This is a genomic window from Desulfofundulus luciae (assembly GCF_030813795.1).
Lineage (GTDB): Bacteria > Bacillota > Desulfotomaculia > Desulfotomaculales > Desulfovirgulaceae > Desulfofundulus > Desulfofundulus luciae.
This window is the reverse complement of sequence record NZ_JAUSUX010000023.1, coordinates 15593-31343: the sequence shown is the minus strand read 5'-3', so window position 1 is coordinate 31343 and position 15751 is coordinate 15593. Positions and strand designations below refer to the sequence as shown.

The window sequence follows — 15751 nt, the reverse complement described above, 5'->3', positions numbered from 1 at the left end:
GTGGAGGTAGCTATTACCTCTCCCCCCACCATATAAGGGATTAAGGGGGCGAGGGGATGAAGGAGTACCATAGTAGCGGAGGCAAGATACCCGAAGGTGCTTACCGGGCATTGGAGTACCCTCTTTACAAGGCCATAGGTGACCGCCGTTCCAGGCGCTTTGGGTTGGGTATGACTCTTGAATCGGAGGCCCTGGGGTTTTCTTCTCCCAGAGAACCCGTTCCTTTAAGTGAAATAGAGGAAGCCCTGCTCATTTGGGCAGCCACAGGCCTGACGGGAAGCCAGCTGGGCGACCTGCCTCCCAGGGTGGGCCTGGGCCTTCTGGTCCAGTCAACGGGGAGGACGTGGCCTTCCTCCTGCAACAATCAGGGTACGGAGCTTTTTTATACCAACGACCGGGGTACCTATATGGTCAAAATACGGGATTTGTATCCCGAGGAAAAAGTTGCTTTGCTCTTTAAGGAAGGCATGTCACCTGAAGAAAAGGTGGAAAAAATCCTCGAAGTGGTGGACAGGTGCCGGGTGAAGCTTTATGACGGCAGGGCGGATCTGCCCAAAGGCATGCCGGGACTCTTTGACTTTAATGCCTGGAATACCAATAAACCCGGTACCACCTTATTTATTCCGGTAACCAGTGTGACCATCGAATATATTAACCTGTTGTTTCTCTTTACCAGCAGCCGGTACGGATTCTTAATCGTGGATGAACTCCACGGGGGGCGGCCGGCCGGAATGGAAGAAGCCTTGAAGAAAGGGCTGGTCCGCCGGGACCTGGTTCTTTCCCTGTTTGAATTAGAAATGCGCGTATTGACCATGCTGGTAGTGGAGCAGGCCTTTATGTGCCAGAATATAAATCTAGCCCTGCAGGCCATGGGACTGGGGGGCTGGACCTTTACCGGGTTTGTAGCCCGCTTCCTCCTGGGTGGGGTGCCTCCATACAAGGGGCTGGGCTTTCGTTTTATTACACCTAAAAAAGGCCTGACTGATCCTCCCCAATCCATTCCGGTAGGAATTGACGGTCTTTACCAGGCCTACTGTCCCCCCTATTACAAAAGTATGGATGAAGCGGTGGATGCTTTTCTCGAGCACAAAAACCAGCGTGCCGGGGCGGCTATGTGTTATCTGGCGCCCGATGATGTGAGGGGAGAAATGAAAAAAGTGACGCCCGAACGGGTGGAAGTGGTTAAATCGGTATGCAACTACATTTACGAGACTTACGGCCGTTTTCCTGCTTTTGTGGATCCCATGTACTCGAGGCTGACGGCCCAGGCCCATCACCTGGAGCTGGAGTTTTACGATAAATATTACCCTCCGGGCAGTTATACCGATCTCCATCGCCAGCATTTCACCCTTTGGCATCCGGAACTGGAGAACCCTTTCAAGGATTACTAGATTTTTATGGTGGTGAGTATGTGTAAGCCTGGGAAGTGGGGAGGAGGAAGAAGAGGGGGTAGTTTTCCTGTGTGTGTAGACCGGGAAATGTTTGTAAACAAACGGACTGCCAAGGACGGGTATATTAACCTGGAGGAACCCCTTTCACCGACTCAGTATCAGGACCTGAAGCTGGCCGTGAAATGGTTGAAGTGCCGTTACAACTTCGGTGTAGAAGATATTGCAGAACTACTGGGTATTGATGAGGACCTTATCCGCGAAGTGTTTGACAAACTCCCCTGCAACCGCTGCAATGTAATCCTGCACAGGAGACCGGAACCCCAGGAAAAACAACCCGCTCCCCCCTTAATTGTTCCTAGACCTAAAGGGCGAAAGAGAAGTGTGGGTGGGTAACCATGCCTCCGGTGGCCGGCCGGTCATCTGTCGTAATGCGGTGGTGGGGTTCAGGAGTGGGTGTTCTTCGAGGGCGCCGGTTGCAGAAAGATGAAGTAAGATCTTTGGTGTGGGCGGCAACCGGTCTCAGCGGCCGGGCGTTGGGAGATCTGCCGCCGCGGGAAGGGCTTACCTGGATGATTCAGTGGGAAGGCCGGACCTGGCCTTCCTCCTGTGGCGGCGTGAGCACGGATCTCCTGGTGGTTCAGGGAGAGCGGTCCTGGTTTGTGTTGCAGGGACGTTTACCTTCTCTCACCCCCCAGGGCGAGCCGGAAAAGGGGCCTTTTTACCATCCGGGTCCCACAGCGACCAGGGAGCTGGTTGCTAATCTCGTAGGCGAACCGGAAGAAAGGGAACTGTTCTCCTGTGAAAGACTTTTTCTCATACCGTTTACCAACATTACAATAGAGTATCTTAACCTGCTCTTTATCTATGCTGCTAGAGGCTATCCCTTTCGACTGGTAGATACCACGGCCAGAGGCGTTGAAGAGTTGCCTTTACTTACCCCACAACTGGAGGAAGACTCCTTTAATTTTTCTCTTTATGAATTGGAGCAGAGGGTTTTAAGCCTGCTGGTAGTGGAGCAGGGGTTTATGATGGTCAACGTGGCCAAAACGGTACAGAGGCTTGGATTAGAGTGGATGGGCCTGCAGTTGGCCGAGGGAAATCCCCTCCAGGAAATGGTGCTGGATTACCTGACGCCCGGCTGCCTTATTCATCTTTATACCGTCCCCTATTATCCATCCATGGATGAGGCTATAGAAGCATTCCTGGAAGCCAAATGGGGCACGCGCAAAAACCTTCCGGTTTTGCCTTACAAGCACCCGGAGAAAGTAATGGCGGAAATTCCATACCCTTCTTCCGGAAAAATTCGCCGGGTCAAGGAGTTTTGCCGCGCTGTCTACGAAAACCACGGTCGCTTCCCTGCCTATCTGCCTGCCGTGAAGGGGAGCGTGGTTATTGTAGTTGGCTAGCCTGCTTATACCAATTCTAATAAGGGGGGTGGGGGTAAGACATGGCAGTGGTGATTTCTCTGCTTGTCTTTTTTGTTACCATTTTTTTGGGACTTGAAGTAGCTTTTGTATTTATTGTCACCGGCTTTACCTACATAGTTCTTACCCAGCAATGGAAAATGTTGTTTACCATCACCCAGATTTTTAATACCTCGCTGAGTACCTGGGAAATGATGGCCATCCCCCTTTTTATTCTTACGGGGGAACTGATGGCCCGGTGCGGTCTGGTGGAAGAACTTTTTGCCCTGACCAACAGGGTGATCGGGCGCTGGCGGGGGGGTGTGGCTTATGCCACTCAGGTAGCAACCTACCTGCTTTCGGGGATAGCTGGTTCTTCCAACGCTGAAGCGGCTGCGGTGAGCCGCGTTCTCTATCCCCTTTTGCGCCAGGAAGGCTTTTCACCGGGTACGGCCAGTGCCATTATTGCTGCCGCTTCGGTAAAAGGGGCCATTGTTCCGCCCAGCATGCTGTACATTATGTACGGGGCAATTACCAACACTTCCATTGAAAAGCTCTTCCTGGGCGGCTATACCGTTGGTTTGCTGGTAATGCTTGGCCATATCACAGTGGTTTTCTTAAAAGTTCGCAGCGACCCGAATATCGGCCGTATTAGCCCTGGAGGAGGGTGGACCGGGCTTTTGCGGAGTTTTATCCGGGCCCTGCCTGTTTTACTAATCCCCCTTCTTATCTTGGGCGGGCTTTTGAGTGGGTGGTTTACGGCAACGGAAACCGGTGCGGCGGCAGCCTTTCTCAGCCTGGTCAGTGGTCTTTTTATCTACCGGCGCATGTACTGGCGTGATTTGCTGGACGCTTTCCTGGTGGCAGCCCGCAATACAGGAGCGGTAATGATCATTATAGCCGCTTCCAGTATAGTTGGCTATTTTTTAACGTACGAAAACATTCCACAAATAATAGGTAATTTTTTGCAGGAATACATTAAGAACCCTTTGGTTTTCCTGTTATGCATAAACGTACTTTTGCTGGTCATGGGTTTTTTCCTGGAGCCAATTCCCCTTATATTGATGATGATGCCCGTTCTGGCTCCCCTGGCGTTGATGTATGGCCTGGATCCGGTACATTTTGGGCTGGTGGTTTGCCTGAACTCACTTTTGGGTCTCCTTACTCCCATGGTGGGAGGAGTATTGTTTGTGGTATCCACCATCACCAGGGTACGGTTCGAGTGGCTGGGAAGGGAAATAGTGCCATTCTTGCTAGTTTCCTGGGTGGTGTTGTTTATTATCAGCATATTACCGCCTAGCTTTGTCTTATGGCCCCTTAAACTGGTGCAGTACTGAGAATAAAAACTGAGAATAAAACGGGCAGGCTAAGGTAAGAGGGCCTGCCTTTTTAATTTGAACCTTACAAGATAGTTTTTAGGGGTGGAACCGTTAGCCCTGATTTTGATACATCTGGCCGAAAAAAAGTCACCGTTCACCGGCCAAAACACCGCTGGTGCTACCAACGGGCTATACTCAGGTTAAAAATGAAATATAAGGGGGTAAAGCAGAGGAGTATGGACATGGATCGCGATTTCCTGAAAAAAAGAAGAGCATGCCTTGTGGGCATAGGCGAAACGGAACAGGGGAAAGTCCCTGGGAAGAGTTCCCTGCAGTTTCACTCCGAAGCTGCCAAACTGGCCATTGAAGATGCAGGCATTCGTAAAGAAGACATAAACGGGGTGATTACCGCCTTTTCCTTCGTGGACCAGACATTTATGCATTGCACCACCTTTGCCGAATATTTTGGCATTGCACCCCAGTTTTACTACACCTCTATGGCCATTGGCGGTTCCACTGCCGCCTGGATGCTGGCCCAGGCTGCCATGGCCATTCATGCCGGCCTGGCTGACGTGATTCTGTGCGTGCGGGGGGACAACACCCTAACCGGTCTGACCAGCGAGGGTATGATTGCTCTAATCAAGGAGATGTCCCATATCGAGCTGGAGTACCCTTATGGTTTGCTCACACCCGGGGGCTATGCTCTTTTTGCCCAGCGTCACATGCACGAGTTTGGTACCAAGAGCGAGCAGCTGGCGGCCATTGCGGTGGCCATGCGCAAGCATGCGGCCCTTATGCCCAACGCTTTTAAGAAAGAACCCATTACCATTGAAGATGTCCTGAATTCGCCCATGATTGCTTCACCCCTGCACTTGCTGGATTGTTGCCTGGTTACCGACGGCGGCGGGGCTTTTATTGTGGCCAGTGAAGAAAAGGCCCGCAACATGAAACATAAACCCGTATATATCAAGGGCGTGGCTCAGGAATCCACCCACCAGTACATCAGCCAGGCTCCAAATTTGAGGGAACTCCTGATGACTTACCGCAAGGCCGCGGATAAGGCCTTTGCCATGGCCGGCATCCAGCGCAAGGACATTGACGTAGCCATGATTTATGACTGCTTCACCATTACCGTTCTCATGTCGCTGGAGGGACTGGGTTTCTGTGAAATCGGTGAAGGAGGTTCCTTTGTGGAAGGAGGGCGCATTGAACTGGGCGGCGAGTTGCCCGTGAATACCCACGGCGGGTTGCTGTCCCAGGCCCACCTGGGTGGAATGTTCCACGTCAACGAGGCGGTACGCCAGCTCCGCGGTGAGGCGGGACCTCGCCAGGTTCCGGGAGCATCCCATGCCGTGGTTACCGGTAACGGCGGTTTGTTCTCTTCGCAAAGCATTGTTATTCTGGGCAATGAACCATAAAAAACCTGGAATTTTGATAAAAGTTTCCCGGAGAAGGAGGCTTTTTAAGTTATGAGTGAAAAGTCCGGTGAAAAGTCCAAAGTACCCGTACCACAGAAAAGGCCCGAGACAGAAAAATTCTGGGAGGGGTGTAAAGAGGGGAAGCTGTTGCTACAAAAATGCAATGATTGCGGCGAGTATATCTTTTACCCGCGGGCTTTATGCCCCCATTGCATGTCCCAATCCCTTTCCTGGGTGGAATCCAGCGGGCGCGGCGAGGTATATACCTTTTCCATTCACCACCGGGGTCCCACTCCTGGTTTCAAACCGCCCTATGTAGTGGCCCTTATTGACCTGGAAGAAGGGGTGCGCATAATGAGCAATGTGATCGGGTGCGATCCCAACGAGGTCAAAATTGGTATGAAGGTAAAGGTAACCTTTGAACAACTGAGCGAGGATATTTACCTGCCCAAATTTGTTCCGGCTTAGTTTATTAATTAACTTGCGGAAAGGTGGGTTTGCTCAATGGCCAGTGAAAGGCTTTTTTTTGAAGACCTGAACATGGGAGATGAGGCGGAAAGCGCCGGCCGTACCATAACCGAAGCCGATGTGGTAAATTTTGCAGGATTGTCCGGGGACTTCAATGCCCTGCACATGGATGCCGAGTTTGCCAAAAAAACCATCTTCGGGGAAAGGGTAGCCCACGGCATGTGCGTGACCTCCATTGCCACGGGACTGTGGTTTACCATGCCCCGCCTGGCCACCATGGCGTTTCTGGGACTGGAAGACTGGCGGTTTGTCAAGCCTGTCAAATTTGGCGATACCATCAAAGTGCGCCGGAAGGTGGCTGGCAAAAAAGAAACCAGGCCCGACCGGGGAATTGTTACCTTTGACATTGAAGTAATCAACCAGAACGGCGAGGTTGTCCAACAGGGCAAGTGGAACATGATGGTTCAGAAAAAGCAGGGATAGGCGGGGGGTAGCGAACCCTTAAAGGAGGTAAGAGGAAATGCCGGTCAAACCCTTGACTCCAGAGGAACTAAAAAAGCTGGAAGCCGACATGGTAAACTGGGTTTTGCCCAAAATCCTGGAGAAAAAAGCGGAGAAAAACGGCGAGAAGATCTTCTTGAACATATTAAACAAGCGTTTCTACAGCTATGCTGAAACCAACAGGCGGGCCAACCAGGTGGGTAGATATTTGCAGAAGCTGGGAGTTTCCAAAGGCGAAAAGGTGGCTATTTTGCTTCCCAATAGCGAACACTACATCTTTTCCTGGTTTGGCATTCATAAAATAGGCGCTGTTCAGGTGCCGGTAAACACCGCCTATAAAGGGGAATTTCTCCAGTATGCCATCGATTTTTCTGATTCGGTAGTTTTAATTACCGCGCCGGAATTCCTGGATCGGGTGATGCTTATTCAAAATGAACTGCCCAAGCTAAAGTACATCCTGGTCCTTAAAGGCGATCGCCCCCTGGAAAATCCCGGTATTAACACCAAGCCATTACTGGCTTTTGACGAAGCCTACAATGAAAGCGGCGAAAACCTGGGTATAGAGGTGGCCTTTAGCGATCCCGAGCGGATCATGTTTACTTCCGGTACTACCGGGCGTTCCAAGGGCGTCTTTCGTTCCCATGCCGCTGCCTACTGGTCGGCCCGTAACTATGTAGATGTTTGCGGGGTTACGTCGGAAGATGTTTTGTTTACCAGCCTGCCCCTTTTCCATGCCAACGCCCAGGTTCTCTGCGTATACCCGGCCATGCTGGCCGACGCCCGGGTGGCTATCTACGAGCGCTTTAGCGCCACCCAGTTATGGAATTGGTGCCGGGAAAGCGGGGCCACCATATTTAACTTGCTGGGGGCCATGAGCTATTTTCTCTACAACCAGCCTCCCACAGAGCGGGATGCCGACAACCCGGTGCGTCTCATCATGGCCGCCCCGGCGCCCAGGGATATTTATCATGAATTTGAAAAGCGTTTCGGCATCAAGTTTACAGAGGGTTACGGCCTGACGGAGACCGGTATGGTTACCTATATGCCTGTGGAGGCGCCCCGTGTTGGTTCCATCGGAAAGGCGGCCCCGGGATACGAGGTTAAGGTGGTGGATGAACACGACCGGGAAGTGCCACCCAATACCACGGGGGAAATTGTGGTCCGCAACCAGTTGCCCTGGTTGATGGTTACCGAGTATTACCGTATGCCCGAAAAGACCGTGAGTGATTTCCGCAATCTCTGGTTCCATACCGGAGATGCCGGTCGCATGGATGAGGACGGGTATTTCTACTTTGTGGACCGGAAGAAAGATTATATCCGCCGGAGGGCAGAGAACATCAGTTCCTTCGAAGTGGAAAAGGTGGTTAACAGCCATCCGGCGGTAAGCGAATCGGCTGCCATTGGTATCCCGGCAGGAGAAGGGGCGGTGGCGGAAGACGAGATCAAAATCGTAATTGTGTTGAAGCCCGGAGCACAGTTGACACCCGAGGAACTAATGAAGTGGTGTGAAGACAGGATGCCTTACTTCATGATTCCTCGCTATGTGGAGTTTGTGCCCGAATTACCCAAAACGCCCACCGAAAAGGTTAAGAAGCACTTACTGCGGGAAGCAGGCATTACGCCCCAGACCTGGGACCGGGAAAAGGCCGGTTACAAGATCAAGCGCTAGCACAGGCAGGGACGGGTATTTTAACCCGTCCCCAGATTCTCTTGTTGGCACTCTGATGCGAATCAGGCTCTTTATGGATTTTCTGGCAACTTAAATGATATTTTTCTCTTTGTTTTTCTAAAAAGCAGAGTTAAAATATTCTTGAACGGGAGGTGCTCGTGGGTAATGAACGAAGGCTTGAAAACCGCCTTTTCCTACCCTCTGGTGCGGGCCATATTATCCCGCCGTTCTCGCCGCTTCGGGCTGGGCATGGAGATTGATCAGGGACCGCTGGCATATAAATCCGAAAAGGTTCCGGTACCACTTTCTGAAGAAGAAGAGGCCTTTTTGGTGTGGATGGGTACTGGGATTAAAAGCAAGAATATTTCGGATATTCCTCCTCACCTGGGATTAGATCTGGAGGTGCAGTTTACCAGCCGTGCCAACCCCAGCCTGGGAGACCTGCACCGGACGGAAATATTTTATACCAACGATGAGGGCACCTTTATGGTTAAGCTTCACGATATTTTGCCCGAAGACTTTGCCGGGCTGGAGGCCAGGGAACCCGGGGAGTGCTGGGAAGCCATCCTCGAGCTTTTTCGCCGGGCACGGGTACGGCTGGAAGATGGGCGGGCACAGATTCCGGATAAGCCACCGGGAATGGCCAGCCATAATCTCTGGAACGTCAACAAGCCCGGCACCACGGTTTTTTTCCCCATCACCGATTTAACCGCCGGGGTTCTGGATCTGCTCTTCTTTTATGTCCGCCCCAGTCACCGCTATAATTTTGTGGATGAATGGCATAACAACCGTCCGGCAGGGACGGAGCGATGGATTAAAGAAGGATACATCCGGGAAGAGATGCGCATGCCTTTAATTGACTCGGAAATTCGCTTTGCCAATGGCTATATAGGAGAGCAGGCCATGATTTGCCAGAATTTTTTCCTGGCCGCTCAGACCATGGGTTTAGGAGGATTCCTCTTTAGCGGCTTCAGTGGTGTCTTTCTATTAGGAGGCACACCCTTTTACCGGGGATTGGGCTTTCGTTTCGTCATGTCGGAAAAACACATCCAGCCTTTGCCGGTAGGGCGTGATGGGGTTTTTGAGGCCTTCTGCCCGCCTTACTACCGGAGCATGGATGAGGCGGTGGATGCCTTTGTGGAAATGAAGTGGAGCCGGTGGAAGGACCCCAAATATTTGCCCTATCGCCAACCGGAGAAAATCCAGGCAGCCGTACCGCCCCCCAGCGAGCGGGAAATTCAAATTGTCAAGGACATTGCCAATTATATTTATAATACCTACGGTCGTTTTCCGGCAGTCATGGACCCCATGTATGCCCGCTTTGCCTTTCAGGCCCATCATCTGGATTGCGATTTTTACGACCGCCACTATCCTCCCGGCGCATATACTGACTTACACGCCAGGCACATGGAACTGTGGCACGCCGCCAAGGAGGATGGCTCGTGAAAATCCTTTCTCCCGGCGGAGAACTGGTTTTCTCCTTAAGTGGCCTGGAAGTCAAGGAAGCCCATTTAATACTTAAAGGAAGGATGGGCATCTGGGATGCCGAGGGATATATAAGCCGGGATGAGATTATCACCCTGATCCGCCTGTGTTTGCGTCCGCGCTTACTGGGAGGGCTGCTGGCTATCTTGCTGGGCTTTAAGAAATCGTGATGATTGAAGATGGGAGAGGCTGGAATGTTTAAAGTAGAAACCTTTGTGGTCCGCTATACTGCTACTAACTGCTACCTGGTTTATTCTTCTGCCCCGGGAGAAGCCGTGGTTATAGATCCCGGCGACAGAAGCGAGCAGTTATTAAGGCGGATAGAAGAACTGGGGTTACAGATCAAGCAAATAATTAATACCCACGGCCACATCGACCACACTGGTGGAAATGACTGGCTGCGGGAAAAAACAGGAGCACCCGTGGCAATCCATGAACTGGATCGCCGTTGTTATCAGGATCCCTTTTTTAACCTTTCCGTTCTCAGTTATCCCACTGTCCTTAAAGACGCCGACCTGACTGTTAAAGAAGGAGATGAGATTGCGGTGGGCGAGGGGAGGTTGCGGGTAATTCACACTCCCGGTCACAGCCCCGGTAGCATCTGCCTTCTGGGCCCAGGAGTTTTATTTTGCGGGGATACCGTTTTTGCCGGTTCGGTAGGGAGAACCGATTTCCCTGGAGGGTCTTATCAGCAGATGATGAGTTCGATCAGAGAAAAAATACTGGTGCTGCCCGGGGATTTGAAGCTGTACCCGGGACACGGTCCAGCGAGTGTTCTGGAGGTGGAAAGGAAGACCAACCCGTTCCTTTCCGAACTGTAAACATTGGGGGGATGTCCCGTGTGTGTGGAACGGGAGAAGAGCGGCTTTTTTATCACCAGCAAACGCGTTAAACTCTATTATCTGATCTGGGAAGGGCCGATGGAGGGGGTCCCGGTCGTTTGTGTTCATGGTTTGACCTCCAACTGCCGCTACTTTTGTGCCCTGGCGGAGGAGTTGACCAAAGACCGCACCGTTTACAGCTACGATCTCCGGGGTCGGGGCGACAGCGACAAGCCCGAGTCCAGTTGTGGTTACGGTATCAGGTGTCATGCTGCGGACCTGCATGAATTCCTGACCTGGCTGGATCTACCGGCAGTGCACCTGGTCGGCCATTCCTTCGGGGCCGCTATTATTGTTTATTATCTCACCCATTATGAAGCGCCTTTTGTGGAAAAAGTAATTTTAATCGAAGGGGGTATGGATTATCCACCCCATTTCCGGGAGCAGATTGCCCACTCCATAAACCGCCTTGGCCTGTGCTACCATTCTCTAGACCAATATTGGGAAGCAATGAAGAAAATTCCCCACTACCATCCGTGGAATGAATACTACGAACATTACCTGCGCCATGACGTGGAGGTAAAGGCCAGGGGATGGGTGGTGCCCAAAACTCCTCAAGTGGCCGTGTACGAAGATATAGCCAGCTTGACTCACTTGAGCTTAAACGACCTTTTGCCTAAAATTCGCCAGGAAACCCTGGTGGTGCGGGCTACCCGCGGTTTTCGCTACCCCAAAGATTACATCCTGAGCCCCGAAATGGCCAGGGATATGGTGCGCCGGTTACCCCGGGGCATTTTGTTGGAGGTACCCCATACCCATCACATTTCCATTGTCCTGGGCAAAGCCGGATTAAGCGCACAATTTATACGGCGGTTTTTAGCGGATAGTGCTGCCGGTCTCAGGGGGAAAAGGGTGATAATGTGAGGGTAATTAAGATGTCCCCCAGTGCCCGGGAGTATATCCTTTCCCGGGGCTACCGGGCGGTTACGGTGGAGCTGGAAGGATTGGGTGGTTGTTGTTGTCCTCTTTTCTTGTCCCAACCGGTTTTGGGTTTTCCCGATAACCCTGAGCATTATCGTGTCTTTGAGGTGGGCGGGATACAGGTCTTTGTAGATAAAACGGCCGCCCCGGGGCCGGGCGAGGTAGAGATTGCCCTGGCGCAGGGCGAGCAAGGTATGTACCTGGAAGTAAGGGGACTGCACCACCTAGCAGAAAATGGATTATGTGGAAAGTAGTTCATGAATTTAACCCGCAGACGCCGGGTTTTTTCTTTTTGATGCACCACTTAAAGGCATTTTCCAACCGGTGGTAGCGGGTTTACAACAATTGGGTTAATAGTAATCACCAGCCCGCGGTTAAGGTTTAAAATTAAAACTGGATTTATCGGCTCAACTGGGATAGGAAGGGGGAAGTACATGGCTGGCGTTGTTCCGGAAAGCTATTATACCCGCCAGCAGGAAGGAATCCGGTTGGCCACGGAAGGGCCTTTTGTTTCCGAGGAGGATTTGCTTGGCGGGAAGGAGGGTCTGACCAGAAGGGAGATGCTGTGCCTGCGGCTGGGGGTGGCCGTTGGCCAGGGCGAGTGGTTGGTGGTGCGGGAACGCCTGGAAGAGCTGGATGGTTTGTGTTCGGTGGCTGAATTGTGGCGCCTTTTTGCGGAGGTGGTTTTAATCCGGGGCGAAATTGGTCGCCGCAACCTGGTTCCCTTGCTGAAGGAGTTTCACCCCGGCGAGGACTGGGAGGGTAAAGATCCGGGGGAGCTAATTGATCTGGCCCGGCAGGTTGAGGGTGTTTCCTTGACCGACCGTTGTAATGGCCGGAAAGGCCTTACGGAACGAGAGCTGGCCCTGCTGGGTATTGGTATTTCCTTTGGTGCCAGGTGCTGGCATACCTGAGCTCCCCACCGGGTGGCCACGGTGTGGCAACGGGGTCTTTTCACCTGGAATGAATTATCGGGGCCGGTGGTGGCGGGGATCACCCGGGAAGAAGGCGGGACTGGCTATTCCAACTTCCGGCTGGTGGTGTTAAAAGAAGTTGAAAAGCGTCGGAATAGTTCAGCGGGGTGCGGTTGAAGCGAGAGACAGGTCTGGAGACCCATGGTTATTGTTTCCGGATGGGCGATAGGGTCTACTTAAGAGGAGAGGGCGCATGCCGCCCGGTGAAGTGCGTTACATTGAAATATTGTTGCACCACACGAAATATTTTAAGGAGAGAGGTGGTGTTTCCAGAAAAGGGTTTTTTGGAGGGTACATTTCAAAGTTCTTTAGGAAGGAGGTGAAACCATGCTGGGCATTGCGCTGTTATTCATTGGGGCCGTTCTGGTGGTTAATGGCATTTTCCTTTTAGGCAAGGTAGAAGCCAAATCTGCCGGAATAATGAACCTTTTGACAGGCGGTCTGACTATGGTAATCAACTTTATTCTCATGGCTTCCGCCAAAGCCCCCACCGATTATTTCTTACCCGCAGCAATCATGCTCTTTACTTTTACGTATTTATACCTGGGAATCAGTATCTTAAGCGGGGTAGATCTCAACGGCTTTGGTTGGTACTGCCTCTTTGTTGCCATAACCTGCCTGCCAAATTCTAGTCTTGCCTTTTCGGTCAATGACATTCGATTTGGGGTTATGTGGCTGGTTTATGCTTTCCTGTGGTTCCTTTTCTGGCTTTTAACCTCACTCAAAAAACAGATCGGCACCTTTACAGCCTGGATCACCATCATTGTAGGCGTGGTTTTTGTCTGGATCCCCGGTTACCTGATGCTCGTTGGCAAATGGTAGAATTCAGAATTTTCTGGTTTCCCGATCCCCTGTGGGGGATCGGGAAACCAGATTGTTTTTTTGCCCGTGGCAAAACTCTATGAAAGGTGAGGGTGAAAATGGCTATTCGCACCAGGCAGGAATACCTGGCCAGCCTGAAGCGTCAGAAGCCCCGGGTTTTTCTGGCCGGGGAGGAAGTCGAAGATATCTGCACCCATGGTCGTTTTTTACCCGGCCTCAATTCTGTGAGCATAACCTATGAAGCAGCCCATGATCCCCTGTTTGCCGACCTTTCAAACCTGTTTTCCCCTCTCACGGGAGAACCCATTACCCGGTGGACCCACATTCAAAAAGATGAAAAAGACGCCCTGGTTAAAACCCGGCTTATGCGCCGGCTGGGGGAGAAGCTTTGTGCCTGTCATTATCGCTGCCTGACCAGTGATTGTTTAAATGCAGCCTGGGTGACCAGCTTTGAAATCGACCGCCGTTACAATACGGATTACCACCAGATGGTACAGAATATTGTCCGGCGGGCACAGGAGGAGGACCTGGTCATCGGCGGGGCCATTGTGGATCCCAAGGGCGACCGGCGGTACCGGCCGGCGGAGCAGCCGGATCCGGACATGTACTTGCATGTGGTGGAAAAGAGGGCAGACGGCATTGTGGTCAAGGGAGCTAAAGCTCACAGCACGGCGGCTCCCTATACCAATATGCTTTGTGTCTTTCCCTGCCGCCCCATGATGGCCGACGAAAAGGAATTTGCAGTAGCCTTTTTTACGCCGGTGGATGCCCCGGGGATTACTTTTATTTGCAAGGAACCCCCTTCTCCCGGAGAACGCCGGGAACTGGAAAATCCCGTCAGTTCTCGCTTTGGTCAACTGGAAACCTTTATAGTCTTTGACCATGTGTTCGTGCCCTGGGAGAATGTTTTCCTGTGCGGCGAGGTGGAATTCAGCGGTTTAATGCTCTCGGTTTTTAATTCCTTTCACACCTGGCACAAGTGTGCCTGTCGGGCAGCCAGCATGGATACGGCCATTGGGGCTCTGTCTCTGATTACCGATTACAATGGCACGGCTCAGGCTCCCCATATAAGGGGCTACCTGACTGATATGATTTTAAGTGCTGAACTGGTTTACGCGGCAGCTCTGGCGGCTGCCGTGGATGGCCATACCCATGAGTCTGGAGTGTACATTCCCAGACGCATTTACGGCAATGCAGGAAAAGTTTTTGCTGCCATGAAGCTTGGTGAGGAACGTTATTTTCTCCAGGAAGCGGGTGGGGGAGTGGTCACTACCCTGGGCTCGGAGAAAGATTATTTTCACCCGGTAACCGGTCCTTACCTGGAAAAATATTTATGTACCCGGGATGATGTGGCGGTGGTGGACAGGGTGAAGGCCATCAAGCTGGTGGAGGACCTGGTGGCTTCGCCATTTGCCGGATGGTACCACGGCATGTGCATCAGCGGCGGTGCTACGTCCCAAACTTTGCGGGAAAGGGTTTTGGCCGACTACAATCTGCAAGGGGTGCGGGAAAGGGCATTGCGTGCCATTGATAGAAAATAATAACCTCTGGAGGTAATTTTTTTGCCGCTGGGCAAATAAATCCCTGAATTTTTACCGGGGTGTTATGATTTTTTATATAGAAAGGATACCGGTTAAGAAGGTGATAAAAAATGCCCAAAGTGAAGGTAGGGGAGATTGAGATCAATTACCATCTGTTTGGCAGCGGTTTCCCGGTGGTTTTTATCAGCGGTACGGGGACCGATCACACCACCTGGTTGCCCCTGGTTTCCCACTTCGATGGTTACACCTGCCTTTTATTTGACAACCGGGGCATGGGCCAGACTTCCGTTCCGGAGGGGCCTTACTCCACGGCTCAGATGGGGGACGATGTGGCGGGTTTGCTGGAGGCCCTGGGTATGGAAAAGGCTTTTCTGGTGGGCATTTCGCTGGGAAGTGCCGTTGCCCAGCAGGTAATGATCCGGCACCCGCAGCGGGTCCGGGGGGCGGTTCTGTTGGGCACCTGGGCGAAAACCGACCGGTTTATTGCCGGGTTGTTGCAGTTATGGGCGGACCTGCAAGCCGTCTTGAGCCCCCGGGATTATGCCCGGATGCTCCTGTTCTGGGCAGCCAGCCCGGAGTTCATCAACCGGAATCCCGACTTTGTGGAACCCTATCTGGAAAGGGTTTCGGCTATGAACCGGCCTGTGGCTGGATACCGTGCCCAGGTGGGAGCCGTGAAAACCCACGATACCCTGGAGCTTTTGACACAGGTGCACGTGCCCGTGCTGGTGTGCCACGGTGCCCTGGATATGGTTGTTCCCGTGGAACACGGGCGGCAGGTGGCTTCCCGTTTGCCGCGGGCACAGTACCTGGAGTATGCCGGTGCCGGCCACCTGCTTACCATTGAGCGGGGCTCCGAGCTGATACCGCGCATCAAAGACTTCTTCCGGGAATGCTCTTTTTAAGAGATACATGGGACCTCCCCGGTGAATCCGGTATGGTCCGGGATCCGTTCCCG

18 protein-coding genes are annotated in these 15751 nt (G+C 52.3%); all 18 read left to right on the top strand.

The features are described 5' to 3' along the window. The first annotated feature begins 56 nt into the window (after positions 1-56). The 18 genes from J2Z49_RS11920 (at position 57) to J2Z49_RS11835 (ending at position 15698) form a co-directional block, all read left to right on the top strand. Entirely contained in the window at positions 57-1391 is a 1335-nt protein-coding gene (locus J2Z49_RS11920; RefSeq protein ID WP_307403185.1) for a hypothetical protein, read from the top strand. A 69-nt stretch (positions 1392-1460) separates the two neighbouring features. Next, a complete protein-coding gene (locus J2Z49_RS11915) occupies positions 1461-1784 on the top strand; it encodes a hypothetical protein (RefSeq protein ID WP_307403184.1) in 324 nt (107 codons plus the stop codon). A 56-nt stretch (positions 1785-1840) separates the two neighbouring features. Next, the gene (locus tag J2Z49_RS11910) at positions 1841-2797 is read left to right on the top strand and encodes a hypothetical protein (RefSeq protein WP_307403183.1); all 957 of its coding nucleotides are present in this window, start codon (positions 1841-1843) and stop codon (positions 2795-2797) included. Between the two features lie 41 nt (positions 2798-2838). Next, the gene (locus tag J2Z49_RS11905) at positions 2839-4131 is read left to right on the top strand and encodes a TRAP transporter large permease (RefSeq protein ID WP_307403182.1); all 1293 of its coding nucleotides are present in this window, start codon (positions 2839-2841) and stop codon (positions 4129-4131) included. A 218-nt stretch (positions 4132-4349) separates the two neighbouring features. Then, entirely contained in the window at positions 4350-5531 is a 1182-nt protein-coding gene (locus tag J2Z49_RS11900; RefSeq protein WP_307403181.1) for a thiolase family protein, read from the top strand. A gap of 51 nt (positions 5532-5582) precedes the next feature. Then, positions 5583-5999 carry a Zn-ribbon domain-containing OB-fold protein gene (locus J2Z49_RS11895; RefSeq protein WP_307403180.1) on the top strand — a complete coding sequence of 139 codons (417 nt, stop codon included), beginning with the start codon at positions 5583-5585 and terminating at the stop codon, positions 5997-5999. A 36-nt stretch (positions 6000-6035) separates the two neighbouring features. After that, positions 6036-6482: a MaoC/PaaZ C-terminal domain-containing protein gene (locus tag J2Z49_RS11890; protein WP_307403179.1), complete on the top strand. Its 447-nt coding sequence runs from the start codon at positions 6036-6038 to the stop codon at positions 6480-6482. Between the two features lie 37 nt (positions 6483-6519). Next, a complete protein-coding gene (locus J2Z49_RS11885; protein ID WP_307403178.1) occupies positions 6520-8169 on the top strand; it encodes an ATP-dependent acyl-CoA ligase in 1650 nt (549 codons plus the stop codon). 165 nt (positions 8170-8334) lie between these two features. Beyond that, positions 8335-9615: a hypothetical protein gene (locus J2Z49_RS11880; RefSeq protein ID WP_307403177.1), complete on the top strand. Its 1281-nt coding sequence runs from the start codon at positions 8335-8337 to the stop codon at positions 9613-9615. Then, complete coding sequence (locus tag J2Z49_RS11875) at positions 9612-9824, top strand: hypothetical protein (RefSeq protein WP_307403176.1); 213 nt, start codon at positions 9612-9614, stop codon at positions 9822-9824. Before J2Z49_RS11880 ends, J2Z49_RS11875 begins: the two co-directional genes overlap by 4 nt. A gap of 24 nt (positions 9825-9848) precedes the next feature. Then, a complete protein-coding gene (locus J2Z49_RS11870; RefSeq protein WP_307403175.1) occupies positions 9849-10475 on the top strand; it encodes an MBL fold metallo-hydrolase in 627 nt (208 codons plus the stop codon). Positions 10476-10493: 18 nt separating this feature from the next. After that, the gene (locus J2Z49_RS11865) at positions 10494-11399 is read left to right on the top strand and encodes an alpha/beta fold hydrolase (RefSeq protein WP_307403174.1); all 906 of its coding nucleotides are present in this window, start codon (positions 10494-10496) and stop codon (positions 11397-11399) included. Then, positions 11396-11710 (top strand): CC/Se motif family (seleno)protein, encoded by a 315-nt coding sequence (locus J2Z49_RS11860; protein WP_307403173.1) that lies wholly within the window; start codon positions 11396-11398, stop codon positions 11708-11710. Before J2Z49_RS11865 ends, J2Z49_RS11860 begins: the two co-directional genes overlap by 4 nt. A gap of 180 nt (positions 11711-11890) precedes the next feature. Beyond that, positions 11891-12370 (top strand): hypothetical protein, encoded by a 480-nt coding sequence (locus J2Z49_RS11855; RefSeq protein ID WP_307403172.1) that lies wholly within the window; start codon positions 11891-11893, stop codon positions 12368-12370. Positions 12371-12382: 12 nt separating this feature from the next. Then, positions 12383-12547 (top strand): hypothetical protein, encoded by a 165-nt coding sequence (locus tag J2Z49_RS11850; RefSeq protein ID WP_307403171.1) that lies wholly within the window; start codon positions 12383-12385, stop codon positions 12545-12547. Between the two features lie 210 nt (positions 12548-12757). Further along, positions 12758-13252, top strand: coding sequence for an AmiS/UreI family transporter (locus J2Z49_RS11845; protein ID WP_307403170.1), 495 nt, complete (start codon positions 12758-12760; stop codon positions 13250-13252). Positions 13253-13350: 98 nt separating this feature from the next. Continuing rightward, positions 13351-14793: a 4-hydroxyphenylacetate 3-hydroxylase N-terminal domain-containing protein gene (locus J2Z49_RS11840; protein ID WP_307403169.1), complete on the top strand. Its 1443-nt coding sequence runs from the start codon at positions 13351-13353 to the stop codon at positions 14791-14793. 110 nt (positions 14794-14903) lie between these two features. After that, the gene (locus J2Z49_RS11835; protein WP_307403168.1) at positions 14904-15698 is read left to right on the top strand and encodes an alpha/beta fold hydrolase; all 795 of its coding nucleotides are present in this window, start codon (positions 14904-14906) and stop codon (positions 15696-15698) included. Positions 15699-15751: the final 53 nt, after the last annotated feature.